Origin of the sequence: Acetobacter sp. JWB, assembly GCF_003323795.1 — a bacterium.
GTDB lineage: Bacteria > Pseudomonadota > Alphaproteobacteria > Acetobacterales > Acetobacteraceae > Acetobacter > Acetobacter oryzifermentans.
Map to the genome: position 1 here is coordinate 817179 of NZ_CP030871.1, position 25690 is coordinate 842868.

Annotated in this window: 18 protein-coding genes; 6 read left to right on the plus strand and 12 right to left on the minus strand. The window is 56.8% G+C overall.

Features of this window, described 5'->3' with window-relative positions; translation table 11 throughout:
• Window positions 1–6: 6 nt before the first annotated feature.
• The 10 genes from DS739_RS03955 to gltX form a co-directional block, all read right to left on the minus strand.
• The gene (locus DS739_RS03955; RefSeq protein WP_170315302.1) at window positions 7–1242 is read right to left on the minus strand and encodes an OmpA family protein; all 1236 of its coding nucleotides are present in this window, start codon (window positions 1240–1242) and stop codon (window positions 7–9) included.
• A gap of 129 nt (window positions 1243–1371) precedes the next feature.
• A complete protein-coding gene (locus tag DS739_RS03960; protein WP_006116245.1) occupies window positions 1372–1713 on the minus strand; it encodes a DUF1491 family protein in 342 nt (113 codons plus the stop codon).
• A 10-nt stretch (window positions 1714–1723) separates the two neighbouring features.
• Complete coding sequence (locus DS739_RS03965; protein ID WP_170315308.1) at window positions 1724–3385, minus strand: S41 family peptidase; 1662 nt, start codon at window positions 3383–3385, stop codon at window positions 1724–1726.
• Window positions 3386–3431: 46 nt separating this feature from the next.
• Window positions 3432–5462: a ribonuclease R family protein gene (locus DS739_RS03970; protein ID WP_006116242.1), complete on the minus strand. Its 2031-nt coding sequence runs from the start codon at window positions 5460–5462 to the stop codon at window positions 3432–3434.
• Window positions 5463–5468: 6 nt separating this feature from the next.
• On the minus strand, window positions 5469–8159 hold the full coding sequence (gene topA, locus DS739_RS03975) for a type I DNA topoisomerase (protein WP_006116241.1): 2691 nt from the start codon (window positions 8157–8159) through the stop codon (window positions 5469–5471).
• A 29-nt stretch (window positions 8160–8188) separates the two neighbouring features.
• Window positions 8189–9427 carry a DNA-processing protein DprA gene (dprA, locus tag DS739_RS03980; protein ID WP_006116240.1) on the minus strand — a complete coding sequence of 413 codons (1239 nt, stop codon included), beginning with the start codon at window positions 9425–9427 and terminating at the stop codon, window positions 8189–8191.
• A gap of 30 nt (window positions 9428–9457) precedes the next feature.
• Entirely contained in the window at window positions 9458–10099 is a 642-nt protein-coding gene (gene plsY / locus DS739_RS03985) for a glycerol-3-phosphate 1-O-acyltransferase PlsY (RefSeq protein ID WP_006116239.1), read from the minus strand.
• Window positions 10099–11391 carry a dihydroorotase family protein gene (locus DS739_RS03990; protein ID WP_006116238.1) on the minus strand — a complete coding sequence of 431 codons (1293 nt, stop codon included), beginning with the start codon at window positions 11389–11391 and terminating at the stop codon, window positions 10099–10101. Before DS739_RS03990 ends, plsY begins: the two co-directional genes overlap by 1 nt.
• Window positions 11388–12329: an aspartate carbamoyltransferase catalytic subunit gene (locus DS739_RS03995; protein WP_035354029.1), complete on the minus strand. Its 942-nt coding sequence runs from the start codon at window positions 12327–12329 to the stop codon at window positions 11388–11390. Before DS739_RS03995 ends, DS739_RS03990 begins: the two co-directional genes overlap by 4 nt.
• A complete protein-coding gene (gene gltX / locus DS739_RS04000) occupies window positions 12322–13728 on the minus strand; it encodes a glutamate--tRNA ligase (RefSeq protein ID WP_035354241.1) in 1407 nt (468 codons plus the stop codon). The genes DS739_RS03995 and gltX overlap by 8 nt, the downstream gene beginning before the upstream one ends.
• Window positions 13729–13766: 38 nt before the next feature.
• Here gltX and DS739_RS04005 point away from each other — a divergent pair, with 38 nt between their 5' ends.
• The gene (locus DS739_RS04005) at window positions 13767–15956 is read left to right on the plus strand and encodes a ComEC/Rec2 family competence protein (RefSeq protein ID WP_035354026.1); all 2190 of its coding nucleotides are present in this window, start codon (window positions 13767–13769) and stop codon (window positions 15954–15956) included.
• An 11-nt stretch (window positions 15957–15967) separates the two neighbouring features.
• Here DS739_RS04005 and DS739_RS04010 read toward each other — a convergent pair whose 3' ends face one another.
• Complete coding sequence (locus tag DS739_RS04010; RefSeq protein WP_006116234.1) at window positions 15968–16306, minus strand: carboxymuconolactone decarboxylase family protein; 339 nt, start codon at window positions 16304–16306, stop codon at window positions 15968–15970.
• Between the two features lie 17 nt (window positions 16307–16323).
• Here DS739_RS04010 and zapE point away from each other — a divergent pair, with 17 nt between their 5' ends.
• The 5 genes from zapE (at window position 16324) to DS739_RS04035 (ending at window position 25017) form a co-directional block, all read left to right on the plus strand.
• Window positions 16324–17673: a cell division protein ZapE gene (gene zapE / locus DS739_RS04015; protein ID WP_006116233.1), complete on the plus strand. Its 1350-nt coding sequence runs from the start codon at window positions 16324–16326 to the stop codon at window positions 17671–17673.
• Window positions 17674–17882: 209 nt separating this feature from the next.
• Window positions 17883–20756: a 2-oxoglutarate dehydrogenase E1 component gene (locus tag DS739_RS04020; protein WP_035354238.1), complete on the plus strand. Its 2874-nt coding sequence runs from the start codon at window positions 17883–17885 to the stop codon at window positions 20754–20756.
• A gap of 111 nt (window positions 20757–20867) precedes the next feature.
• A complete protein-coding gene (gene odhB / locus DS739_RS04025; protein ID WP_035354023.1) occupies window positions 20868–22109 on the plus strand; it encodes a 2-oxoglutarate dehydrogenase complex dihydrolipoyllysine-residue succinyltransferase in 1242 nt (413 codons plus the stop codon).
• 80 nt (window positions 22110–22189) lie between these two features.
• Window positions 22190–23917 (plus strand): dihydrolipoyl dehydrogenase, encoded by a 1728-nt coding sequence (gene lpdA, locus DS739_RS04030; protein ID WP_035354020.1) that lies wholly within the window; start codon window positions 22190–22192, stop codon window positions 23915–23917.
• Between the two features lie 65 nt (window positions 23918–23982).
• The gene (locus DS739_RS04035; protein ID WP_035354017.1) at window positions 23983–25017 is read left to right on the plus strand and encodes a L,D-transpeptidase; all 1035 of its coding nucleotides are present in this window, start codon (window positions 23983–23985) and stop codon (window positions 25015–25017) included.
• Between the two features lie 144 nt (window positions 25018–25161).
• Here the strand turns inward: DS739_RS04035 and DS739_RS04040 are convergent, their stop codons facing one another.
• Window positions 25162–25557 carry a DUF3597 domain-containing protein gene (locus DS739_RS04040; RefSeq protein WP_035354235.1) on the minus strand — a complete coding sequence of 132 codons (396 nt, stop codon included), beginning with the start codon at window positions 25555–25557 and terminating at the stop codon, window positions 25162–25164.
• Window positions 25558–25690 lie beyond the last annotated feature (133 nt).

The following is a 25690-nucleotide window of genomic DNA, read 5'->3' on the forward strand; positions in this document are numbered from 1 at the left end:
GATTGTTTAGCGGAAAATAATTTCCACGCGCCGGTTTTGGGCTTCCTTGGTGTTGGGGCCTGTTGTGACCAGCGGATGTGTTTCACCATATCCATGAATATCAATGGTGGTGCCCGGTACGCCGTCACGCATCAGTTCGGCTTTCACCACTTCTGCGCGGCGGAGCGAGAGCCGCATATTATATTCTTCACCAGCTTTCTGGCCAGGGTGGGCGGAGGAGTTATCCGTATAGCCAGAAACCGTAATGCGGGTAAGCGCCACATGGGCGGCTGCCTGCGCTGCTACGCCAACAATGGAACGTGCCCGGTCTGTAAGATCGGATTTATCCCAATCAAAGAACACCAGATAGCTGCGGGCAGCCGCTGGGGCCGGTGCGGCCATAGTAGGTGCTGGCGGTGGTGGGGGTGGGGCCGGATTAAATTCATACCGCAGCCCCAGCATGAGGGTGTGGTTAAAATCGGTTTTGGTATCGTGATGCCCGCTAGAGAACTGATACGGGTGCGTCTGGTTGATGCTGTTGATAGTGCCGCCAATAGTGCCCCATGACGTTGCGCCATGAGATTGCGGGCCAAGCATTGTCCAGAACCGATATTCCGCTGTGGCAGATAGCCCAACAACCCACGGAATGGGGAAGGCGAGGCCAAAAATGCCCTGATAGGCAAAATTGCCAAACGTGCCGCCCATTTTTTCTGCAAGCTGGTTGCCCGGTGCGGTTACGGATGTGCGCATGGCGGTCCAGCCATAGCCAATACCGGCCCCAAAATACGGAAACAGCCACGGCTTGCCGACATCCAGATCAAACAGGGCATTGGCCATAACGCCATAAGTCTGGCGGCGGCCATCTGCACGGCTGTTGAAGGTGTTGGTAACAAACCGCTGGTAGCCCATGCTGCGGTAATCACCTTCAACTTCCACACGAAAGCCGTTGCCCAAGCCCCAACCGATGGAGCCAATACCCGCAGCACCAGTGCGCCAGCGGTCTCGCCCATCAGGAAACTGGGCGGACGTACGTACGCGCTGATCCTGGTTAAAGGTAGCACCACCTTCACCCGCGATATAAAGCCCCTGCACAGGCTGGGCTTTTGCGGTTACGGCAGCACACAACAGAAGCCCCGCGGCCAGCGGCGCAGAAAGCAGCGTTTGCGCAAGCAATTTCTGGCGCGGCTTCATGGTCTTCTCCCTGCTATGGCAGTAGTCGCGCGATACGTCCGGCATCGCATCTAATAGTACGAAGGCACACATGCTTGCCTTCTTTGCTGTAAAGTTGCCCAGTGTGCAACAGGTAGAACGGCCAGTTGACACAAACAGACGGGTTTTATGTGTAATAAATGCCGCAGGCGTGTGCGATAAGCCACAATTAAGCAAATTGTATCAGAGCAGTATTGCTTCAAACGAAGGGCTGAAGCTGTCCGATTCAATTTCCAGAACCCATAAGTCGGGGTCAAACTTAACCTGACGTTCTATAAACTTCTGAATCTGTTCCGCATCAACAGGCGTATTACCTGTTGCACGCAGCCATGCGGGTTCACCTTCTGGTGTACGGGTCTGGCTTAAAACCACGCCACAACCGTTGCGCGCCGCCAACACCACCAGAATGCCACCTGCATCTGGGTCTCCCTTGCGCAAAAGCATGGCGGAACGGCCATCTTGCCCGCTTTGGCGGAGTATGGCGCGGGCCATGATATCGGTTTTAAGGCGGGGTGGGGGGGCCATATATCCTGCTTTAAGGGGCTGCGGAAATCTGGGGGGCGGTTACGGCATCATCCGGAATGGCGTTGATGGCCGTTTTATACCACTGTGGATTCTCCAGCACGCTACGCGCCACGTTTACATCCCGGTCAGTTCCCAAAGCGGCGGGGCAGGTTTTGCGGATAGACATAATCTGGGAAACGGGAATCGGAAAGCGCGCATTGCGAGAAGCCGTAATGGCAGCCTGATTGGCCACTTGCCCTTCTGCTAGATCATGCAGATTTTTTTCTACATCAGCAGCGCCAAGGCTGGTGCAAACCTGTGGCATGACACCAAGGCCCTGCAATGGCCACCGCAACGGCGCTATAACGCGGCTCCATGTTACAAACAGCTCACCTTCATCAGGCAGTTGCGCCACGGTTTGCACAAGACCTTTGCCCAATGTGGCGCTGCCAATCACTACCGCGCGGCGATGGTCCGCCAAGGCTGCGGCCAGAATTTCTGCCGCACTTGCGGTGCGCCCATCTACTAAAATGGCAATGGGCAGGCCGTTTGTCATGTCTCCACCCTGCACGGCCCAGATGTGGTTTGCCTGAGAATCCCGCCCGCTGGTTACAGCGGCCACACCTCTATCAAGCAGCAGGGCTGCGGCGGTTACGGCCTGTTGCAGCACGCCGCCACGGTTGCCGCGCAAATCTATAATCAGGCCTTTTAAGTGCGTATCCTGCACGGCCTGATCCAGATACTGGCTCATTTCCTCTGCGGTATCGGAGGAAAAGGCCGTTACGCGCAGCACCACAATAGAGCCACTGGCAAAAGCAAATACGGTTTCGGGCGGGGTTTTGGCGCGGCGCAAGGTTACGGTGCGGGCGCGGCGCTGGCCGGGGGTGAGCAGGCGCAGCACAACGGGGGTATCTTCCTCTCCGCGCAGCCATTCCATAACCGTTTCGGGCGTTTTGCCTGCTGTTAAGCGGTTGTTGACGGAAAGCAGCCTGTCACCCGTATCTATGGCGGCTGTCCAGGCCGGGCCGTTGGCGTTTATGGCGGATACAACAAGGTAGCGGCCACTTTGCCCCAGGCTAACGCCAATATCTGCTTCTCCACCCACACGCGCAGCCCGATCTGATGTGGCGGAAGTGGGGCCAATATAGCGGGAATAGGGGTCTAGATGGTTAAACAGTTCATCAAAAAACGCCTGCACCAGTTCTTCGCGGCTGGTTGTGCGCACGGCAAGGGAATGGGCGCGGGCTGTATCCAGAAAATCCACGGCAATTTGTGCCCAATCATCTGCTGAACCATCTGTAGGGGCAGGGCGGGAGAGCAGGCTGGTTTGGCCAGAAAGAAGCTGGATATTGGCCCCGCGGGAATCGAAAGACAGGGAAGGATCAAGCGCAGAAAGGCTGGCCAGCCCCCAAAGTGTGAAATCCCGATAGCTATGAGCTTCCAGCGTGCGCGGCTGTAAAAACTGAAGGGCGGTGCTGATAACGGATTTAACCATCAGCATATCCGGCACAGGTGCTTTGTCTGGCGCCGCAGTAGCGGAAGCAGCGGGTTGTTGTTCTGCCGCAGGTGCTACGGATGCAGTAGCCTGTGTTGCAGAGGCCGAGCCCGGAGCACTGTCTGGCAGCGGTGTATCGGATTTGCTTTGGGCGTGCAGGGGGGCAGGCTGGCAAAAAAGCAACACAGCCAGCACCATGCCCGGCAAGGCACGCGGCAAACCACGCACAAACCAGATGGCGGTTTCAGTGCTCATATACGGCATCAGTCAGCATCAGCGTACCTCGTGCCGGGCAGGTACCCGCCAAGGTAACTGAAAGTACAGCCCCACTTTGCACGTGGGGGTGATGTGCCAAGGCATGGGTGTGCTGCGAGTCGTCATTCATCCCTGTGCGATCCGGAAAAGCTGACCATGCAAGGAAAGACGGAGTTCCGGTTTTCGTCAATCTCACCCGCAAGCCATGCCGTGTTGCTGTCATGACATGGGCGGACATTCTCTGGCCAATAAGCGGAGCAAGAAAGAGAGCAGCCAGCCGGTTCAGACTATCCTGCATGATGGTAGCTGCCCGGCGTTCTGTAAAGTTTAGTTGTGATGCCAAAGCCACATCTGGTGCTGGCAGGGGGACGTGAGGCAGCGCAGAGGAGTCGTTTATATGGGTTAAGGCGCGGTGTGCCAGCAGATCTGCATAGCGGCGGATGGGGCTGGTAAAATGCGTGTAGTGCTTGAGCCGCAGGCCATAATGTGATGCTGCGCAGGTGCTGTAGCGTGCCATAGGGCGCGGGCTATCGGGGCTGGGCTGCGCATGGGTACGGAAAAGTGCTGGCAGCGCCCGCGCGTGCAATTTTTCCGCTGCGATCTGATTAGCCAGAATCATGCACGCCGCCACCATATAATGTGCTTCCTGAGTGTTACGCGGCACAAAGGCACAGGGTTGCCAGCTGCTATCAAACTGCACGTTCCAACCTGTTTCTTCCCGTTCCATAACACCGCGTTGGAGGGCTGCGCGCCGAATGGCGGCCCCCGCATTGCGCAATGCGGGAAGTAGCGCAGGTGCTAACAGGGCCGCAGGGTGTTCGGGCGGCAAAGTGGGCTGATGTGCTTGTGTCTCAAAGACTTGCTGCACGGTCTCATATGTCAGCCGCGCTGCACTTTGCATGATCCCACGGCCAATATGAGCAGAAACTACATGCCCATCCGGGGTAATGTGGATATCAGCAAAGAGGCAAAGCCGATCCTGCCCCGGCAAAAGGGAACAAGCCTGCGCAGAAAGAGCCAGTGGCAGCATGGGCACCACTCTGTCTGGCAGATAAATGGAATTGCCACGTTCTTGCGCTTCCATATCCAGCACGGAGCCGGGCTTTACCCAATGCGCTACATCGGCAATGGCCACAATAAGATGAAAACCCTCAGCCGTTTGTTCGGCCCAGAGTGCATCATCAAAATCATGCGCTGAGGCATCATCAATGGTGATAAGCGGCAGGTGGCGTAAATCTGTGCGGCCAGAAGGCGCAGGTGCGCTCTGTAAGGCAGTGTTCTGGTGTGCGATCTGCCGGGCTTCGGCCTCGGCCTGTTCTGAAAATGTAGTGGGTGGATGATGGATAAGCAGGCTGAGGCGTGAGGGCATGCCTGCATCATTCGCCTTGCCCAAAACGCTGTGCACACGTCCCGCATAAGCGCCATGAGGCAGAGCATGCGGTGTCGCAAGCCCAATCTGTTGCGGTGCGAGAGGGAGGGAGTTTGTACTTTCTTCTGGGGTAAGCGGCAGGTTTAACCGCGCATCACATGGCAGCAACAAGGGTTCTGGCGTGTTGGCGGGGGTAACGGGCAGGTTGTTATCAAGCCGGGTCAGAAGCCGCAGGCCACGCGCTTCGCGCTTTTGAGTGCCCGTTGCCGGGCGCAGGCGGACCAGCACAATATCGCCGGGGAAAAGATACGGCGTATCCGGCGGCTTTATCAGCAATACAACAGGGCGGGAGAGTGCATCATCGGCCAAAAAGCCAGCCGCGTTGCCATCATTCCGAATATAGGAAACCCGCATACGGGCAACATCTGGCAGGCCGATGGAAGCCTTGAGCGTGCCGGCAGCAAGATCAAGCAGATCCCCCGCAACGGCCATATCGTGCAGCAAAGCGCGTATGCTGGCCTTTTGCCGCACGGGAAGCTGGAAGGTGCGCAGAATGTCCGTTAGCCCGGTGGCGGCTCCGGCGCGGCTTTTAAGAAAAGCCCGTAGCTCCTGCACAGATGGCAGGGCAGAAACATACGGGCTTGCCAACACGACAGATTACTCGGTCTCGGCTTTTTTCTTGCGCGTTGTGGTGGTGGCCTTCTTTTTAGCGGGTGCTTTTTTCTTGGGCGCCGCTTTTTCCGCACCGTCTTCATCAGCCTTGGCTGTGCTTTTGGTTGCGGTTTTCTTTTTGGCCGTTGTTTTGGTGGTGGCTTTCTTTTTGGCGCCAGCCTTGGCTTTTAGGGGTTTGCCCTTGTCTACCAACAGAGCCACGGCCTCATCCAGCGTTACGGCATCCATATCTGTGCCGCGCGGCAGGGTGGCTACTATCTGACCATGCTGCACATATGGGCCAAAGCGGCCCTTGCGCACCATAACCGGTTCACCATCCTTGGGGTGCACACCCAGATTGCGGATGGAGGCCAGCTTTTTGGCCAGTGCATCCACAGCGCGGTTCAGGCCGATGGTTAGAACGTCATCGTCCTTGTCCAGAGAGCCATATACCGCGCCCATTTTTACAAATGGACCAAAGCGCCCAAGCCCGGCCTGAATGGGCTCGCCCGTTTCGGGGTGAACGCCAACAAGGCGGGGCAGGGAAAGCAGGCCAAGGGCCTGATCCAGCGTAATGCTTTCCCCATTGATGTTTTTGGGCAGAGAAGCACGTTTGGGCTTGGCTTTTTTGTCTTCCGGGTTGGGTTCACCCTGCTGCACATACAGGCCCCACGGGCCTTGGCGCACGGTAATATCCTCACCTGTTTCCGGGTTCTGGCCCAAAAGGCGCATACCGTCCTTAAGGGCAGCATCATCACCTTCTTCGGCGCTATCTGCCGTTAAGCGGCGGGTGTACTGGCATTCTGGATAGTTGGAGCAACCAATAAATGCGCCATAACGACCGAGCTTCAGCCCAAGGCGGCCTGTGCCGCAGGAAGGGCAAACCCGCGGGTCTGATCCATCCGCCCGATCGGGGAAGAAGAATGGCCCCAAGTCCTTATCGAGTGCGTTGAGCACATCGGTAATGGTGAGTTCCTTGGTGCCGGATACGGCTTTGGAAAAATCGTTCCAGAACGCTGCCAGAACCTGCTTCCACTGTGCGCGGCCACCGGAGATATCATCCAGCAGTTCTTCAAGGCTGGCGGTAAAGCCCGTATCCACATATCGCTCAAAGAACGAGACAAGGAAGGCCGTAACCAGACGCCCGCGCGCTTCGGGAATAAAGCGGCGGTTTTCAAGCCGCACATAGCTGCGATCCTGCAATACGGTCAGGATGGAAGCATAGGTAGAGGGGCGACCAATACCCAGCTCTTCCATCTTTTTGACCAGCGATGCTTCGGAATAACGCGGCGGCGGCTGGGTGAAGTGCTGCTCGGCATCCACTTTTTCGCGCTTGAGCGGGTCTTTTTCCTGCATGCTGGGCAGCATACGGGCATCATCATCCGCTGCTTTTTCCGTATCATCGCGCCCTTCACGGTAGAGCTTGAGAAAGCCCTCAAACGTGATGATGGAGCCATTGGCGCGCAGTACGGTCTGGCCGGAGGGGCCAGCAATATCTACCGCCACCTGATCCAGAGATGCGGATTCCATCTGGCTGGCAACTGCACGTTTCCATACCAGTTCGTACAACCGGCGCTGATCGTTGTTCAGGAACCGAGCAACGGAGTCGGGCGTACGGGAAACATCTGTGGGGCGCACGGCCTCATGCGCTTCCTGCGCGTTTTTCACCTTGGAAGTATAGATACGCGGCTTGGCGGGCACATATTCCGTGCCAATTTTCTGGCCGATATGCTGACGGATAGCATTAATGGCTTCCTGCGCCATCGTCACGCCATCGGTTCGCATATAGGTGATCAAACCTACAGTTTCACCGCCCAGATCCATGCCTTCATAAAGCTGCTGGGCGGTGCGCATGGTGGTTTGCGCGCTCATGCCCAACTTGCGGGAGGCTTCCTGCTGCAACGTAGAGGTGGTGAACGGTGGCTGCGGGTTGCGGCGAACCTTGCGGCGCTCAATAGATTTTACGGCAAGGTTTTCAGCTTCCACCGCTTTTTTGGCAGCTTCGGCCAGTTCGGCGTTGTGCAGATCAAACTGATCCAGCTTTTTGCCGTTTAGATGCGTTAGCCGTGCGGTAAAGGCGGCACCCGCAGGGGTAAGCAGCGATGCAATAACGCTCCAGTATTCCCGCGGCTTAAAAACCTCAATCTCGGCTTCGCGCTCACAAATCAGGCGGAGCGCCACAGATTGCACACGCCCCGCACTGCGAGAGCCGGGCAGTTTGCGCCACAACACGGGGGAAAGCGTAAAGCCCACCAGATAATCCAGCGCCCGGCGGGCCAGATAGGCTTCAATCAGCGGGAAATCCAGATCCCGCGGGTGCTCCATGGCGTACCGAATGGCGGATTTGGTAATTTCGTTAAACGTAACGCGCTGAACATCCACCCCTTTCAGGGCTTTGCGTTCTTCCAGCATAGCGCGCACATGCCACGAAATGGCTTCACCCTCGCGGTCAGGGTCAGTGGCCAGATACAGTCGGTGGGCGCCTTTAAGCGCCTTGGCAATGGCGGCAACCTGCTTCATGCCCCGTTCATCAGACTGCCACTTCATGGTGAAGTCTTCATCCGGCAGCACGGAGCCATCCTTGGGTGGCAGATCGCGCACATGCCCGAAGGAGGCCAGCACCGTGTAGCCATCACCCAGATATTTGTTGATCGTTTTTGCCTTTGCGGGCGATTCGACCACAACAACGTCAGTCATACTCTCTCCGACCTGCCTGCAAGCAGCACTTACCCTGCCGTTTCTGCCTGATTATCCGCCAGACCGACCATGCCCCCAGAATAAGTGGAGACGCAGCCAGAAAGCTCAAGTTCCGTGAGCGCGACAAGCACGGCAGAAGCCGAGAACTGGCAGCGCCTTATCAGATCGTCAACCGCTATGGGCGTAAAGGAGAGGAGCGAAAGCAGGTTTTCGCGCACATCTTGTGCGGTGGAAGGCGCTGAAAAATGCGGTTTTAAGGCAATTGGCTCTTTTTCATCCACATTTTGGGGAGAAGTAAAAAATGCAGGTTCCGGAGGGTCTGAAACAAAAGGCAGGCCAGTTTGCGCAGCAGATGCAGATTTTTTCTGGCGTGGTGCGGTAACGCTGGAAAGGGGGTGCGTAGAGCCAGTAGGTTGAGGAACAACAGGCGGCAAATGCGGCAAAATATCTGCCACGCTTTCTGTTAAAACAGCGCCATTACGCAAAAGATTGTTACTGCCCCTGCAACGCGGGTCTAGCGGTGATCCGGGAACGGCAAATAACTCTCGCCCATAATCTACTACCATGCGGGCGGTAATGAGTGTGCCAGAATGGGGTGCTGCTTCCACCACCACGCAGCCAAGGCCCAAGCCTGCAATAAGCCGGTTACGGCGCGGGAAGTGGCGCGCCAAAGGGGCCGTGCCTAGTGGGGCTTCGGTTACCACTGCGCCTTTTTGGGCAATTTCTGCCTGAAGGCTGGCATTTTCTGGTGGGTAGGGGCAATCCAGCCCACCGGCAATGGCGGCTACGGTGCAGCCCAGCCGATGGAGCGCCCCTTTATGGGCGGCTTTATCAATGCCGCGCGCCAAGCCGGAAATAACGCTTAGCTCGGCTTCTACCAGTTCTGTTGCAAGGCTTTCTGCCAGCCGCATACCCTGTGCAGAGGCATTGCGTGCCCCCACAATGCTGACTCCTGCACGGCTAAGGCATGCAACATCGCCCAGAACACTTAGCACAGGCGGCGCATCCGGAATCTGGCGTAAAAAAGCAGGGTAATCTGTATCAAAAAGTGTGAGAAAACAGCCACCCATTTGCAAGGTGGCGTCTATCTCCCGCATCACCACATCCATAGGCGGCATAACCGGCTGGTTACGCCCCCGCACTGGCAGATAAGGCAGGGCTTCCAGCGCTGCTGCGGCAGAGCCGTATTTATCTACCAGTTTCCGCCATGTGCGTGGGCCAACCTGTTCAGTACGGGCCAGACGTAGGCAGGCGGGTAGAGATGTCATATGCGAAAAATCAGACAGCCAAGTTGCAGATCACGGCTTTTTCTCACCAATCCGCGGCTCTTTCCCGCTAAAAATGCGGACAATGTTTTCATGATGCCGCGCAATCACCAACACGCTGATCAGCACAGCAGCCAATGGCTTGGGGGAAGCATGAAAGGAAAAACCATAAAGTGCGAGCACCACCAGCGGCATGATGATGAAGGCCGCTAAGGCACCAGCAGAGGAAATGCGTGTCAGCTTGGCAACACCCAGCCATGTGGCGCAGCCAGCCAGCCCGGTAAGCGGAGAAAGGGCCAGCATGGCGCCCAGCCCGGTTGCAACGCCTTTGCCGCCTTTGAACCCCAGAAAAATCGGGTAGCAATGGCCCACCACAGCGGCCAGTGCAGCCACGGTTACGGTGTTGTCTGAAAAATCAGGCGGCGTCATAATCCAGGCAATGGCGACTGCCAAAAAACCTTTGGCAGCATCCAGCAGCAGCGTTGCGGCTGCCAGATCCTTCCGGCCCGTGCGCAAGACATTGGTGGCCCCGATATTGCCGGAACCAATTTTGCGCAAATCTCCCGCACCAGCCAGATTGGTAAGGAGCAGCCCAAAGGGCACGCTGCCCAGCGTGTAGCCCATGAACGCCATGGCCGCGATAAGCTTTAAGGCATAAGGGGGCAGGGAGTCCATTATGCCTGCCCTGCCTCATAAACCCGGCGGCCTGCTTTCCATGTGCCAAGCACACGGCCTTCCAGCGGGCGACCATCAAAGGGTGTGTTTTGCGCCCGGCCCGGCAGTTTGCCTGCTTCCACCAGCCAGCTTTGTTCGGGGTCGAACAAGCACAGATCAGCCGCAGCGCCAACGGCCAGCGTGCCGCATTCTGCACCCAGCAACTGTGCCGGGCGATGGGTTAGCAAAGAAAGAGCCTGAGGCAGTGTGAGCGTGCCATCATGCACCCGTGCCAGCGTAACACCCAGAAGCGTTACCAAACCTGTGCCGCCGGTTGCGGCCTGCGCAAAGGGCAGGCGCTTGTCATCTGCATCACGCGGGAGGTGGTCTGAACCAATGGCGTCTATCGTGCCATCTGCCAGCGCGGCGCAAATGGCCAGCCGGTCTTCCTCGCTCCGCAATGGGGGAGAGAACTTGGCGTAGGTGCGGAAATCACCAATCGTGTTTTCGTTCAGGTCAAAATACGGGGGCGCGGTATCACAGGTTACATTCAACCCGCGTTCCTTGGCTTGGCGGATAAGGGCCACACCTTCACCGGTGGAAACATGGGCAAAATGCAGCCGCCCGCCCGTAAGTTCAGCCAGCCGCATATCCCGTGCAATCATAATGGCTTCTGCCGCTGCGGGAATACCGGGTAACCCCAGCCGTGTGGCCAAAGCCCCAGCAGTGGCGCAGCCAGAGCCTGCCAGCGAAGGTTCTTCAGGGTGCTGTACAATCATGGCCCCAAAGCCACTGGCGTAGGAAAGGGCCAGCCGCATTAACCGCGCGGGGTCTAGCGCACGTGCGCCATCTGTAAAGGCCACGGCTCCGGCTTCGTGCAGCAGGCCAATTTCGGCCAGTTCCTTGCCTTCGCACCCTTTGGTAAGGGCACCGTAGGGCAGAATGGTGATGGCTCCGGTTTCTTCCCCACGGGTGCGCAGCATACGCACAAGGGCCGGGTTATCTATGGCTGGTTTGCAGGTGGGCAGCACGGCAAGGGTGGTAATACCCCCGGCAGAAGCGGCCCGCGCGGCGGAGGAAACGGTTTCACGGTATTCATACCCCGGTTCACCAATTTCTACGCGCATATCTACAAGGCCGGGGCACAGCACAGCGTTTTTGCCATCAATAACGGTGGCTTCTTCCGGTGCGCCTTCGGCTCCGGCTTTATCTGTGCCAACAATAACGCCATCACGCACCAGCAGGCGACCGGGTTGATCCAACCCGGAAGCGGGGTCTATCAGGCGGACGTTTTCAAATAAAAGGGTATTCATGCGGCGGGCCTGCTGCGGGTAAGGCGGTCCAGAACGGCCATGCGCACGGCAACGCCCATTTCAACCTGTTCCTGAATCACGCTCTGGTCAGAATCAGCGACAAGACTGTCTATTTCCACGCCGCGGTTCATGGGGCCGGGGTGCATTACCAGCGCATTCTTGCGGGCCAACTGCAACCGGCGCTGATCCAGCCCGAAAAAGCGGAAATACTCACGCGCGCTGGGGATAAGGCCAGAGGACATGCGTTCACGCTGCAAGCGCAGCATCATCACCACATCCACATCTTGCAGGCCTTCTTCCATGTTGTGGAAGATATCCACCCCGCGTTGCTTCATGGCGCCGGGTACCAGTGTGGGTGGCCCAACAAGCCGCACCGTGCTGCCCATGCCTGTAAGCAAGAAGATGTTGGAGCGCGCCACGCGGGAATGGGCTACATCCCCACAAATGGCTACCTTTAGCCCGCCTAGTGTGCCCAAGTGGCGGCGAATTGTGAGCGCATCCAGCAGGGCCTGTGTGGGGTGCTCGTGCATGCCGTCACCCGCGTTTACCACGCTGGCTTCCACCTTTTGCGCCAGCAGGGCCGGTGCGCCGGATTGAGCATGGCGCACCACCAGCAGGTCTGTCCGCATGGCGTTAAGCGTGGCGGCGGTGTCCAGCAGGGTTTCACCCTTGTTCACAGAGGATTGGGCAACGGACATATTGATAACGTCCGCCCCCAAACGCTTGCCCGCCAGCTCAAAAGATGTGCGGGTGCGCGTGCTGTCCTCAAAAAACAGGTTGATAAGGGTGCGCCCCCGCAGCACATCACGCGGCACCTTGCGGGAGCGGTTGAGCAGGGCATAGCTTTCGGCCAGATCCAGCAAAGGCTCAATCTGGTCGGGCGTCATGCCTTCCAGCCCGAGCAGATGCCGGGTGTGGCGGCCGGGAAAGCTAGCCATGCAGAACGGCTCCCAAACGGGCGAGGGTTTCATCCTTGCCCAGTGCTTGCAGGGTGGCATCAATGCCGGGGGATGTGTTGGAGCCTGTAACGGCGGCACGCACAGGCTGCGCTACTTTACCCAGCTTGAGTTCATGCTTTTCAGCAAAGTTGCGCAGGGTGGTATCAATGGCTTCTGGCGTAAAATCTGGCACGGCTGCCAAATCACGCGCCAGTTCACCCAGCATGGTGCGGGCTTCTGGCGTGAGCAGCTTTTGTGCTTTGTCATTGAATGCCAGCGGTACCTGACGGCCAAGGAAAGCCGCACTTTCTGCCAGTTCAACCAGCGTGCGTGCGCGTTCCTTCAACCCCGGCATCAGGGCAGCCACGCGGGCGCGGGTGGTTTCATCCACACTTACGCCGTCCATCTTTTTAAAGCGTTCCATCACATCGTTGGTCAGGCGTTCATCATCCGCCTGCCGCAGCCATACGGCGTTGATGTGCAGCAGCTTGGCATAATCCATGCGGGAAGGAGAGCGGCCCACGCCATCAATATCAAACAGCTTAATCTGCTCTTCTCGAGAGAGGATTTCTGCATCCCCATGCCCCCAGCCCAGACGCAACAGGTAGTTGCACAGGGCTTCGGGCAGGTAGCCCATTTCACGGAATTCCACCACAGACTGTGCGCCGTGGCGTTTAGAAAGTTTGGCGCCATCCGGGCCATGAATAAGCGGCAAATGCCCAAAGCGTGGCAGATCCCACCCCATGGCGCGGTAGATCATGGCTTGGCGGAAGGTGTTGGTTAAGTGGTCATCACCACGGATAACGTGGGTAATGGCCATATCGTGGTCATCCACCACAACGGCGTGCTGATAGGTGGGGGTGCCATCGGATCGCAGGATGATCATGTCATCCAGTTCGGCATTGGCAACGCGCACTTCACCCTGCACAAGGTCATGAATGGTGGCTTCCCCTTCACGCGGGGCTTTAATACGCACGGCAAAAGGTGCGCCAGCCGGAGCCTCGGAGGGGTCCCGATCCCGCCACATGCCGTTATAGCGTGGGGGCAGGCCTTTGGCCTTGGCATCCTCACGCATCTGGTGCAGCTCTTCCGGCGTGCAATAGCATTTATAGGCGAGGCCCTTTTCCAGCAGCTCAAGGGCAACTTCCCGGTGCCGCGCCTCACGCGAGGATTGGAAGACGGGTTCTTCATCCGGTTCAATCCCCATCCAGGCCAGACCGTCAAAAATAACGTCTACAGCCTGTTGGGTGGAACGCTCACGGTCGGTATCCTCAATACGCAGGAGGAACTCGCCGCCGTGATGACGGGCAAAGAGGAAATTGAACAGGGCTGCGCGGGCGTTGCCAATATGCAGCAGGCCTGTAGGACTCGGAGCGAAGCGTGTACGGATGGTGGTCATGGGGTGGTTCCATACCATGCGCAAGCGCAAGGAGCCATATGCCACGCTTGATGTTACACCTGCATTCTTTGCTTGTTCAGGAACAAAGGCGGCTGGTGTTGTGGGCACCGGTGGGCTTGGCGCTGGGTGCGGTGCTGTATTTTGGCCTGTTGCACACAGAACCCAACCTGTCGGTGGGGTTTGTGCTGCCGTGTGGTGTGGCTGTGCTGGCCAGTATTGCGGCATGGCGCAGGCGTTATTCGCTTTGGGGGCGTCTGCTCTGGGGCGGGTGCATAACTGTGGCTATTGGGTTTGCTGCGGCGTGGGGTGGTACGCACAGGCATACGCCTATGCCCGATTTACCCCGATTTGCTACAGAAATAGCGGGCACAGTGCAGGCTATTGCTCTGTTGCCGCCAGAAGATGGCATGGATGCCCCGTTCCAGCGCAGAGTAGATCTGGCGCAGGCCGTTTTTTACAATGCGTTGGATGATGGCATGCCGCCGCTGCGGCGCGTGCTTTCTGTGTATCTCCAACCCAATGATCCGGCTGCGCTGCGGGTAGGAGATCACCTTCGGGTTAAGGTTCTTTTGCAGCCCCCTCCATTTCCAGTGCTGCCCGGCGCGCGGGATAGACAGTTTGAGGCATGGTTTGCCAATCAGGCGGGAAGTGGCCGGGCTTTGGGGTTTGTGCAGCTTGTTGTGCTGGCACAAGGCCATAAGCTGCAATTGTGGTTTGAAAACCTGCGCGAACGCATAAATGCCCGCATCCATACCATTCTACCCGGCCCAGAAGGTAGCGTGGCTGCCACCGTGCTGGTGGGGGCTTCCGAAACTGTAGAAAAACAGTTGCGGGAAGATTTTGCAGCCTCTGGCTTGGCGCATCTTCTGGCTGTTGCAGGGCTGCATCTGGGTATTGTGATGGGCCTTGTTATGGCCGCTAGCCGTCTGCTTTTGGCGACTACGGAATACACAGCCTTGCGCTGGCCCTGTAAGGCATTGGCCGCCTTTTGCGCATGGGGTGTGGGGCTGGTTTATGTGCTGCTGACAGGGGCGCATCTGCCTGCTCAGCGCAGCCTGTTAATGGCCGCAGTTGCCGTGCTGGGCGTTGCGGCGGGGCGGCGTGTTGTTTCCATGCGCGGCTTGGCGGTGGCGGCCTGTGTGCTGGTGCTATGGATGCCGCAGGTGGTGATGGGTGTTGCGTTTCAGATGTCTATGGCGGCAGTGATGGCGCTGGTAGCAGGGTATGAGGTGTTGCAGCCAAAGCTTACGTGCTGGCGGGCCAGCACAACGGGGCTTGGGCACTGGCTGGCGTGGCATAGCGTTGTTTTGGCATTGACCAGCGTGCTGGTAGGATGTGCCACCTTGCCCGTGGCTATGGCGCATTTTGGCGTTATTCAGCCATTTTTTGTGGTGGCCAATATGGTGGCTGTGCCGCTGATGGCTGTGTGGATTATGCCGCTTGGCTTAATTGCCCTCGCGTTTATGCCCCTACACATGGATGTCCTGTTTTTATGGCTGATGGGTGTGGGTATCCGCCCCATTATATGGCTGGCGCATATGGTGGCGCATTGGCCTGCTGCGCGTGTGGTTGTGCCGCACATGCCGGGGTGGGGGCTTCTGGCCGTTATGTTGGGCCTGTGCTGGATATGTCTGTGGCGGCAGCGCTGGCGTTGGGCTGGGTGCGCTGGTTTGGTGCTGGGTATGGTAAGCCCGTGGCTTTTAGTGCAGCCAGATGTAATTATCAGCCCGGATGGTGGGTTGGTAGGGGTACGAGAGTCTGACAAAATATATGTCATGGGCCAATCCCGTGCAGCGCGGCCTGTTATGCAGGCATGGGGCCAATATTTTGCTCAACCCGTAGGCATATTTCCGCCGGAGGGAGAAACGCCCGATGGCGCCCTTACATGCGGGGCAGAAAACACGCCAGATACCTGCGTGGCGTTGCTGCATGGGCAGGATGTTGTAGTGCGCAGGCAGGATGCCTCGGATGGGCGTTTACTTCTGCCTATCGATATATGTACGGGTGCGGATGTGGTTATCAGCGTGGCACCCTTACGTGCTTCCTGCCTGAATGCGCCTATAAGGCTGGATCGGTTTTCAGCGTGGGAAAACGGGGCAGAAGCAATATTTTTGCATAAAAGCGGCAATGTGGTCAGAACAGACCGTGCATGGCGTGGGCAACGCCCTTGGGTGTTAAAGCCCGGCGGCCACGGTATGCCTGTTCTGCCACTAGCACCTTCAGAATAAGCAAAAGGGGCTTATTCTGGCGTATCTTCAAACGCTTCCATCACGCGGCTGGAATAAACAAGGGCGGCCCCTGCATTTAGCGCCACGGCCACGCCAAGGGCTTCGGCTATTTCTTCCTTGGTTGCACCAGCTTTTTTGGCGGCGGCGGAGTGCACGGCAATACAGCCATCGCACCGGGTGGTAACAGCTACGGCCAGTGCAATCAGTTCACGCGTTTTATCATCCAGATGCTTTTTTTCTGGTAGGGGTGTTTCCAGCGTTTGCAGCCCTTTAAGAGTATTGGGTGTTAGGGACGCCAGCGTTTTGACATTCTGTGCCATGTTTGCACGGTAAGCATTCCAGTCTGTCATGATCGCCTCTCTGAATTATGTGGTCTAAACCGATCACAACTGCATCAGATGTGGCGCTTTTTGTCACGACACGGTTAGGAGAGGCTTGTACGCTTGCGGAAAGTGCGGTGGAGCCGTTATCGGGCAGGATTATGACACAGACAGACATGAACGGGGCATCGGCCGCAATACGGCTGGGGCCATTGGCAGTTTACCAGCAGCGTATTGCGGCAGGGGAACTGAAGAGTGATCCAGACCAGCTGCGCGTTGTAACGCGGCTGAACACCTTGTGGCAGGAGCTTGCTTCCATGCCCGCCACGGCTGCGCCGCCTCCTGTGGAAGGGATAGAAGGCAGAGCCAAGGGGCTTTTGGCTGGGTTGGCCCGCAGGCTGCGCCCGCAGGCAGATACGTTTGCCACCCGTCCGGCGCGCCCGCGTGGGCTGTATATTGTGGGCCGTGTGGGGCGCGGCAAAACCATGGTGATGGATCTGTTTTACGCCTGCGCACCCGTGCAAAAAAAGGAACGCATCCACTTTTTGCGCTTCATGCAGGATGTGCACCGTGATCTGCATGATCTTAAAGCCGCCAACCCCAATATGGCAGATCCCATTCCGCCTTTGGCCAAAACCATCGCCAGCAAGGCGCAGCTTCTGTGCTTTGATGAGTTTCAGGTGAATGACATTGCCGACGCCATGATTTTGGGGCGGCTGTTTGAGGCCTTGTTTGCTAATGGGGTGGTTATTGTTGCCACCTCCAACACAGATCCTTCGCAGTTGTTCCAGAACCGCCCCGGCGCAGATGCGTTTAAGCCGTTTATTGCCATTATCCAGCGCGAACTGGATACGATTGAGCTGGATTCGCAGCGTGATTATCGCCGTGGGCGCGAGCAAGACCGTGAAACATGGCTTGTGCCTGCGGATTCTCAAGCCAAAAGCAGGCTGGACAGAATTTTTGCCCGCTATGCAGCAGATGAAAAGCCCGGCCCGGTGGACCTAAAATTTAGTGGGCGCGTGTTTGAGGTGGATATGGCGGCAGGCCCGGTGTGCCGGTTTGATTTCAACTCTTTGTGTGGCAAACCGCGTGGGCCGAATGATTATCTGGCGCTGGCCAAGCGTTTTCCGGTGGTGATTGTCGATAACATTCCGTGCATGGGGCAGGATGATGCCAACCTTGCCCGGCGCTTCATCACGCTCATAGATGCCTTGTATGACAACGGAAATCTGCTGTTTGCCTCGGCTGATGCCCAGCCCGACCAGTTGTTTACAGATGGGGATGGTGCAGATGCGTTTGCCCGTACGGCATCACGTCTCGCTGAGATGGGAAGTGAAAGCTGGCTGGAGCATGGGGCGCAGGCTGCGCAACAGGCTCATAGCCTCTCTAGAGCGTGACATCCCACGCCCTTGTTCCCGCCACATACGCGGTCTAGCTCTTTGATGCAGAACAAGCCGGAAGCGGGATGGCTTTCCGGCAAAAAGGACACAGGGGACGCTCCGCGCTATGGGGCGGAGTGAAGAAAAAATGGTCCGGTTTACGGTGGAGAACAACGCAATATCTGGCCAACGGTGCGCATGTGCCCCGCGGCAAGGAGGAATGTGAGATGGCGGTTTCGGACGTACTGGCAACCGCTCTTAACGGTGCCAATATCGCTTACCTTGCGGATCTGTATGCCCAGTGGGCGAAGGATTCTAAAAGTGTAGATCCGTCCTTCGATATTCTGTTCAGCTCGCTGGGCGATGATGAAGCCGCAGTGCTGAAGGATGCCGTTGGAGCCTCTTGGGCGCCACGCCCTTCCATTATCACGGGGGATGAACCCGCACCCGCTCCAAAAGGAAAAGGTGGCCCGGCTGGTGGGTTGGCCGCGCAGGATAGTCTGGCCATTGCCCGGCTGATCCGTGCGTATCGTGAATACGGACATAAGGAAGCCTCGCTTGATCCGCTGGGCCTGAAGGTGCCGCATAAAACCGAGGAACTGGACCCCGCATCATACGGTTTTGGTGAAAAAGACCTAAACCGCGAAGTGTTTATTGGATCACTGCTTGATCCGTTGCTCAAGGGCAAGAACACGGCCAAGGTTTCCGAGGTTATTGCGGCGCTGCGTTCTGTGTATTGCGAAAGCATTGGCGCAGAATACATGTATGCCCGTAACCACGAACAGCGCGAATGGCTGCGCAAACGGTTGGAAGGTGATAACTGGCGCGCCCGCGTAACGGTGGAAGAGCAGAAGGTTATCCTAGCCAACCTGACCGAAGCCGAAGGGTTTGAAGCCTTCTGCCAGAAACGCTACGTGGGTGCGAAGCGTTTTGGTTTGGAAGGGGGAGAAATCTCTATTCCATCCCTGCATGCCATTATTGATTCCTGCGCCAGCCAGGGGGTCACTTCTGTTGCTATCGGCATGGCACATCGTGGGCGTTTGAACACGCTGGTGAACGTAGTGCGCAAGCCTTACGTGGCTATCTTTAACGAATTTGCTGGTGGTTCCTTCAAACCAGACAATGTTGAAGGTTCGGGTGACGTTAAATACCACCTTGGCTCCTCCACAGATGTGGATGTAGCAGGCAAGGCGGTGCATATCTCCCTCCAGCCCAACCCTTCCCATCTGGAAGCGGTTGATCCGGTTGTGTGCGGTAAGGTGCGCGCCATTCAGGATGATGCGGGCGATACGGAAAAACGCCTGTCCAGCCTTGGCGTTATCATCCACGGTGATGCGGCATTTGCCGGACAGGGCATTGTTTACGAAACCTTTGCTATGTCCCAACTGCCGGGCTACCGCACCGGCGGCACCATCCATATGGTGGTGAACAACCAGATTGGCTTTACCACCAATCCGGAATGTGGGCATTCGGGCGTTTACGGCACCGATGTTGCAAAATCCATTGAAGCCCCCGTGCTGCATGTAAACGGTGATGATGCCGAGGCGGTCATTTACGTCTCCCGCCTTGCTGCGGATTATCGTCAGGCTTTTGCAAGCGACATTGTGCTGGATATCATCTGCTATCGTCGCCACGGGCATAACGAAACGGATGAGCCCGTCTTTACGCAGCCGGTGATGTACAAAGCCATTGCCGCGCACGATACGCCACACACGCTTTATGCAAAACACCTTGTAAAAGCAGGCGTTGTGACGGATGACGAAGTGAAGGCCCAGTGGGATGCCTTCCACGCCAAGCTGGATGAAGATTACAAGGCTGCTCAGTCTTATAAGGTCAACAAGGCAGACTGGCTGGAAGGTGGCTGGAAAGGTCTTGTGGCTGCCGGGCATGATCCGGAACGCGCCTTCCCTGAAACAGGTGTTGCACTGGATGCGCTGCGCAAGATTGGCGAAGCCATTACAAAAGTGCCAGAAGGCTTCAACCTGAATTCCAAAATTGCCCGCCAGCTTAAGGCCAAGGCAAATATGTTCAGCACGGGTGAAGGGTTTGACTGGGCAACTGGTGAAGCTCTGGGCTTTGGCTCTCTGCTGCTGGATGGCCACCGTGTGCGTCTTTCTGGTGAGGATTGCCAGCGTGGCACGTTTAGCCAGCGTCATGCCGTGTGGACGGATCAGGTCAACCAGACACCATTTACGCCGCTAAACCACATTCAGGACAAGCAGGCGCAAATCGAAATCTGGAACTCGCTTCTTTCAGAATACGGCGTGCTTGGGTTTGAATACGGATATTCCGTGCGCAACCCGCAAACGCTGGTGCTGTGGGAAGCCCAGTTTGGTGATTTTGCCAACTGTGCTCAGGTAATTATCGATCAGTTTATTGCTTCGGGGGAAACCAAGTGGTTGCGTATGTCCGGTTTGGTCATGCTGCTGCCGCATGGTTACGAAGGGCAGGGGCCGGAACATTCTTCTGCCCGTCTGGAACGGTATCTTCAGCTTTGCGCTGAAAATAACATGTTTGTTTGCAACATCACCACGCCAGCAAACTACTTCCATGCTTTGCGCCGCCAGCTTAAATTGGATTACCGCAAGCCGATGATCCTGATGGAACCGAAATCTCTGCTGCGGCACAAACTTGCTGTTTCCGCACTGGCAGATTTTGGGCCGGGCACACGCTTTAAACCCGTTATTGGCGAAATTGATGATCTGGGTGCCGATAACAAGGTGCGCCGCGTGGTGATCTGCTCTGGCAAGGTCTATTACGATCTGCTGGCCGAACGCCGGGAAAAAGGCATTAAGGATATTGCCATCCTGCGTCTGGAACAACTCTACCCCTTCCCGGAAGCAGCCCTAGCCGCCGAACTTAAGCGCTATCCTGAAGCGGACATTGTCTGGTGTCAGGAAGAAACGGAAAACGGTGGTGCATGGCATTTTGCAGACAGGCGGATTGAAGCAGCCCTTGTTGCCGCAGGCCATAAGGCAGGCCGCCCGCAATATGTGGGCCGTGCAGCAGCAGCCAGCCCGGCCACCGGCCTTGCCCGTATTCATGCGGCAGAGCAGGCAGACTTGGTTGAACGCGCATTGGGGCTGAAAAAGTCTGGCTGAACCGGATTAGGCTGAATTGAAGAAAACGGCCCGCAAATACGGGCGCACCCCCGGTGCCATTGCCAAAAATTAAAATGGCGCCGGGGATTTGAAGAAAAGATGGGGAACAGGATGTCTGTCGAGATCAAGGTGCCGACACTGGGTGAAAGCGTAACCACAGCAACCGTGGCCAAGTGGCTGAAGCAGCCGGGCGAAGCGGTGCAGGCAGATGAACCGATTGTTGAGCTGGAAACAGATAAGGTGAGCGTAGAAGTTTCTGCGCCGCAGGCTGGTATTCTGGGCCCGCAGGCTGCCAAGGAAGATCAGGAAGTAGAAGTGGGCGCACTGCTAACAACTCTGGAACCCGGTAAGGCCGGTGCGGCACCAGCAGCCAAAGCCGCTGCCCCGGAAAAGAAAGCAGAACCCGTAGCTGCGGCTGCTCCGGCAAAAGCTGCAGCGCCAGCTCCTAAGGCCGCCGCACCTGCGCCAGCAGTAGATGCCGGTGCCGCTCTGCCAGCAGCCCGCAAGATGATGGCTGAAAACGGCCTGAGCGCACAGCAGCTTGCAGGCACCGGCCTTGGTGGCCGTATTACCAAGGGCGATGTGTTGGGCTTTTTGGCTAACCCACAGGCTGCAACACCAACCGCTGCCCCCAAGCCGCCGCGTAATGATGACCCGCGTGAAGAACGCGTGAAAATGACACGCCTGCGCCGCACCATTGCCCGCCGCCTGAAGGAAGCACAAAACACGGCGGCCATGCTGACAACGTTTAATGAAATCGACATGTCCGGCGCTATGGCGCTGCGTGCCGAATATCAGGACTCGTTTGTTAAAAAGCACGGTGTCAAGTTGGGCTATATGTCCATCTTCTCCCGCGCTGTTGTGGCAGCCCTGAAAGAATTCCCGGCCATTAACGCAGAAATCGACGGTGATGACGTCATCTACCGTGATTTCGTAAACCTCGGCATTGCCGTGGGTGGGCCAAATGGGCTGGTGGTGCCGGTTATCCGTGATGCCGACAAAATGGGCTATGCCGAAATTGAAAAAACCATTGCAGGTTTTGGCAAGGCAGCGCGTGAAGGCACGCTTAAGCTGGATCAGCTTTCTGGCGGCACCTTCTCCATCACCAATGGCGGTATTTACGGTTCTCTGCTGTCCACCCCCATCCTGAATGCACCGCAGTCTGGTATTCTGGGCATGCACTCCATTCAGGAACGCCCGGTGGCAGTGAACGGGCAGGTGGTGATCCGCCCGATGATGTATATTGCCCTTTCTTATGATCACCGCATTGTAGATGGCAAGGAAGCCGTTAGCTTCCTTGTGCGGGTGAAGCAGAACGTAGAAGACCCGCGCCGCCTTCTGATTGAAGTTTGATAGCGTGGTTGCCGAAGGGGTGAATGTGCACCTCTTCGGCCAATTTTTCTGCATATCCCTACGTGAGCGAGACGAGACCCATGCCGATTGAAATTAAAGTTCCCACACTTGGAGAAAGCGTTACGACCGCCACGGTGGGGAAGTGGCTGAAGCAGCCGGGTGAAGCTGTAAAAGTAGATGAGCCCGTTGTTGAGCTGGAAACAGATAAAGTAAGCGTAGAAGTGCCTGCTCCTGCATCCGGTCGGCTTGAAAATCATGCCGTTAAAGAAGGTGATGAAGTAGAAGTGGGCGCTGTGCTGGCTACGCTGGAAGCCGGTGCTGCTGGTTCTGCGCCCGCCGCAAAAGCTGCCGCTCCTGCGGCCAAGGCAGAAGAAGCTAAGCCCGTTGCCGCAACGGCCCCGGCAGCACAGGCTCCGGCAGAAACAGATTACGATGTAGTGGTTATTGGTGCTGGCCCCGGTGGGTATGTGTGCGCCATTCGCGCTGCACAGCTTGGCTTTAAGGTTGCATGTGTTGAACAGCGCGCAACGCTTGGCGGTACCTGCCTGAACGTGGGCTGTATTCCTTCCAAGGCGCTGCTTCAGTCTTCCGAAAACTACCATGCCGCCGGACATGATTTTGCCGCTCATGGTGTGGTGATTGATAGCGTAAAGCTGGATCTGGCCCGCATGCAGGCCCGTAAGGCAGATATTGTTGGCGCCAACGTGAAGGGCGTTGAATATCTGTTCAAGAAGAATGGCATCACCTGGCTGAAAGGCCACGGCAAGGTGGAAGGCACAGGCCGCCTTAGCGTGGATGGCAAGCCCGTTACCGCCAAGCACATTGTTATTGCCAGCGGCAGCAACAGTGCAAATCTGCCGGGCATTGAGATAGATGAAAAAGTTATTGTCACCTCCACGGGCGCACTGGAGCTTTCCGAAGTGCCCAAGCGCCTTGTCGTGATTGGTGGCGGCGTGATCGGTCTGGAACTTGGCAGCGTATGGGGCCGTTTGGGTGCCGATGTAACTGTTGTTGAATTCCTTGATCGTCTGGTGCCAGGCACGGATAACGAGGTGGCCTCCCAGTTCCAGAAGCTGCTGGTGAAGCAGGGCTTCAAAATGAAGCTGGGCCATAAGGTGACCAAAGCCGAAAAAACCAAAAAAGGCGTGGTGCTGACGGTTGAACCTTCAGCCGGTGGTGCCGCCGAAACGCTTGAGGCCGATGTAGTTCTGGTTGCTGTGGGCCGCACCGCTGCCAGCAAAAACATGGGTCTGGAAGAAGCCGGTATTGCGCTGGATAAGCGTGGCCGTGTTGAGGTGGATGCACATTACGCTACCAGCGTGCCGGGCATTTACGCCATTGGTGACGTTATTGCAGGCCCCATGTTGGCCCATAAGGCAGAAGAAGAAGGCGTAGCTTTGGCAGAACTGCTGGCTGGTCAGGCTGGGCACGTCAATTACGATGCCATTCCGGGTGTGATTTACACATGGCCGGAAGTTGCCTCCGTTGGCTTTACGGAAGAGCAGCTTAAAGAAAAGGGCGTGGCTTACAAAACCGGCAAGTTCCCCTTCATGGCCAATGGCCGTGCCCGCGCTTTGGGCATGACGGATGGCTTTGTAAAGGTGCTGGCAGATAAGCAGACAGACCGCGTTCTGGGTGTGCATATTATTGGCCCATGTGCTGGTGAACTGATTGCCGAAGCCACAATGGCCATTGAATTTGGGGCCTCTGCCGAAGATATCGGCCGCGTGTGCCACGCACATCCAACTCTGAGTGAAGCCGTGAAGGAAGCCGCGTTGGGCGCTGACAACCGCGCGATCAACATCTGAAAGTTTCCTTCTGGTTGAAAGTGGTGTCATACTCTCTTCCATTCAGAAGATGGGAGAGAGGTGGCATGTTTGTGCCAAGGCATCCAACTGTATGGGCAATGGCTGGTAGCCTGCTTTTGGCACCGGGCGGGTTTGCTGCGGCCCAAACGCCTGCGCCAGATGCGGCCTCTCAAACCGAAGAATCCCGGCCAGAAAAACCACCCATACAGGGTGATGGCGCACAAACACCTGTAACCACGCAGGCAGCCCCGGATGGGCATGTGCCTTATACTCCACCACCGGAAGAAGCCGCGCAGCTTCCCCCAATGCCTGTGGTGGATGATGATGAAGCCCGTAAGGAAGCAGATAGCCTTACGCGGGATTTCCGGCACGAAGTGCCCGTAGCCCTTAAAGTTTCAACCGCACGTAAAACCGCATGGATTGCACTGGCACGCCAGCAGTTGGAACAGGCCGGGTACACTATTGATCGGCCACAGGTTTTGGTGGTGGTGGATCGCAACCCCTCTGTGCAGCGTCTGTGTCTGATTCTTGCTTTGCCGAATGATCCAGACTGGCAGGTTATTGGCAGCACCAAGGTTTCTACTGGCACAACGGGGCGTAAGTATTATTACATCACGCCAACAGGGGTGTTTACCAACACGGCAGATCGGCTGGGTTACCGCGCGCTGGGCACCAAAAATGAAAATGGTATTCGCGGCAACGGTATCAAAGGCATGCGGGTATGGGATTTTGGCTGGCAGTGGGCTGAAAAAGGCTGGCTGCCCAGCCGAGAAAAAGGCCAGATCCGGTTGGAAATGCACGCAACAGATCCCGTTTATCTGGAGCAACGGCTAGGCCATACGGCATCTGAGGGCTGTATTCGTATTCCGGCATCGTTAAACGTGTTTATTGATAAGCACGGCCTGATAGATGCGGAATATGAGCAATGGGCTGCCGTGGATATTCGCTTTAGAGCCCTATTGCGGCCAGACAGAAAGCCCACCGCCATTTCGGGTTTAGCCGTGGTGGTGGTGGATTCGGCAGATTATCACCCGGATTCTGATAAAACCGCAGCACTTAAAGAAAATACAGGCCCATCCAAATTAGCTGCGCGTGGGTAAATGTAGGCCGGAGCCGGGTGTTACGGTTTGGGGCTAAAACCAAATGTGCCTGTGTCTGCTTGATGCCTTAATAAAAAAGGCGTGCCGCCCGTAAGCAGCACGCCTGTTATTTTAACCGGTAAAACTGGTTTTTCTTACCAGATATTACAGGCCAGCAGGTACTTTACCGCCGTTTTCTGCCAGTTTCTGGCGTACTTCTTTAATCAGCCAAACGTTCATGGTGGCGCTATCGTTTGTGTCACCCGTATAGCCCAGTTCGCCAGCCAGCTTTTTGCGAGCATCCAAGGAGCTGTCGAGGCCCAGAAGCTTCAGCAGATCCACAATGGATTCCTGCCAGTTCAGGTTCTGGCCATTTTTTGCAGCCATATCGGCCAGCACGGCATCAACATTTACCGGCGTGCCAGCAGGCGGAATGGTGCCCGGAGCGGCAGCGGCAGCAGCAGAAGGCTGTGCGCCAGCATTGGCGGGGGATGTGGTGTCTGGCGTGGCAGCCTTGGCATGATGGAAAATGGCGGAGAGAATGGAGCCAAAAATGCTCATGTTCAGAAATCCTTTCGCAAGAGCCAGCATGACTTTGTACAATACAATGAAGCAGAATGCTTAAAGGCAAGCCATGCAACTGCCCCTAAGCATACAGCAGCATTGCTTGTTGCATAGAGCGCTTAATGCTTTC